Below are 1,470 nucleotides of genomic sequence, written 5' to 3' on the forward strand. Positions count from 1 at the left end.
GAGGAAGACGATCACGCCGATTTGACCGAGGGTTGTGGCGACGAACTCCTCAATCTGCGTGAGTGAGTTGTTGATTTCGTTTTGTTGGGCGGCAGCGACGCCTGTACTTGCGGTGAACACGATCAGGACGACCATGGATCGTGCGATACCTTGTCGATAGTGCATGATTCATCCATCTTACCGACGGTACTAATAACCTTAGATTATCTTATTGAAGTATTTCTCTTGGATGCTAGATAGCGATTTCAATACATAGAAATAGTAAGGAGAGTGTATTCAGCCGAGTATTAACGCCGCGAGGAGATTGTTTTCATCACTCTAATTCGCTGGAAAGCCCTGACACAATGACTCTAACAGCTATGCTGAAATCCTTGACCAATGATAAGTGTCTGTGACCGTGCTGAATACACAGCGCGAATGTTGCACGGGCTGAGGAAGGATCAACGCGGAAGGTCGAACGCTCAGTATAGGTAAAGGACTTACCGCATCGGTATGCTCAGTACAGAGTGTTTATCGGTTCATCTGTTCCAGAAACTCGTTAACGGGTTCTTTTTCCAATGCTTTGACGGTTTCGAGAGCAGATGTTAGATCGTCGCAAAGCGGAGTCGGTGTTATTGCTTTGGTCTCCTGATCGTAGTCGACCAGATGGAAATCAACCAGTCGTGGGACAACACTGTGATGAAGCATCAGTTTGTCACTACTACTGTCAAAATAGTCATTGATCTCTTCCAGATGAACAGTCCCTCCCCTTTCCGTTAGGAGATACAGTACGTAACGAGTCTGTTCGTTGGCAAGGTGCTGGAAGAAATCATCGAGATCTATCGGAAGATCAGTTGAGGACATGGAACCCGAGACTATGGCGTCGACAGTACCAGCGTTCGACTTGTTATCAGTTCCCATAACAAAAGACAGGCGACGTAGAACTGGTAAACGCTTTTCCAAGCAGGTTTGGCTGTGAGGATACGGGTGAATCAGAGGAGATATTTAGAAGAGATTCTCGGTCAGTACAGGTTGTAGACTACACAAGGACCAAATGTCAATCACAAAATCACACAATCATAACTGTAGTGACCGTCAGGTTCAGCCGATAGAGAGCGAACGAAACGTAGGCGTTGTGATCAGCACAGAGTCTGTAGTCATCACTCTGTTCGCACAGTTTGACCCGGGAACCGCTGACTGGCTACCTCACCGGGTTCGCCACGGGGAGCAGACCCGAGGAGATTATCCGGCGAAGGAGGACGACGATACCGTTCTCCAGGCCGTTGGCGAAGACCGCCTGTTCGTATGAGTCGTCGGGGTCGGCGTCCGGGTAGAAGGAACTGACCAGCAACGTTGTGCGGTCAACCAACAGCAGGCGGCTGATGGCAACCTCGTCGTCGCTCGCGGGCCCCAGGAGCCAGTCCAGTTCGGTTTCGAACACCTTCACGGATGGCAGCTCGGTACCGAGCTTGGCGATGATCGCGTCCGTCT

Annotated in this window: 1 protein-coding gene and 1 pseudogene; both read right to left on the minus strand. The window is 50.1% G+C overall.

The genetic code is table 11. From position 1 onward, the window contains the following. Nucleotides 1–510 precede the first annotated feature (510 nt). Nucleotides 511–900: a hypothetical protein gene (locus tag ACFQO4_RS21180; protein WP_254161303.1), complete on the minus strand. Its 390-nt coding sequence runs from the start codon at nt 898–900 to the stop codon at nt 511–513. A gap of 280 nt (nt 901–1,180) precedes the next feature. Next, nucleotides 1,181–1,470, minus strand: a pseudogene (locus ACFQO4_RS21185) (TrmB family transcriptional regulator); the annotation flags it as partial.

The organism is Saliphagus sp. GCM10025334 (assembly GCF_042663485.1).
Classification (GTDB): Archaea; Halobacteriota; Halobacteria; order Halobacteriales; family Natrialbaceae; genus Natronosalvus.

What these genes read in the sequence shown, in the direction of transcription:
- ACFQO4_RS21180 (WP_254161303.1), bottom strand. Translation starts at nt 900, where the DNA reads ATGGGAACTGATAACAAGTCGAACGCTGGTACTGTCGACGCCATAGTC.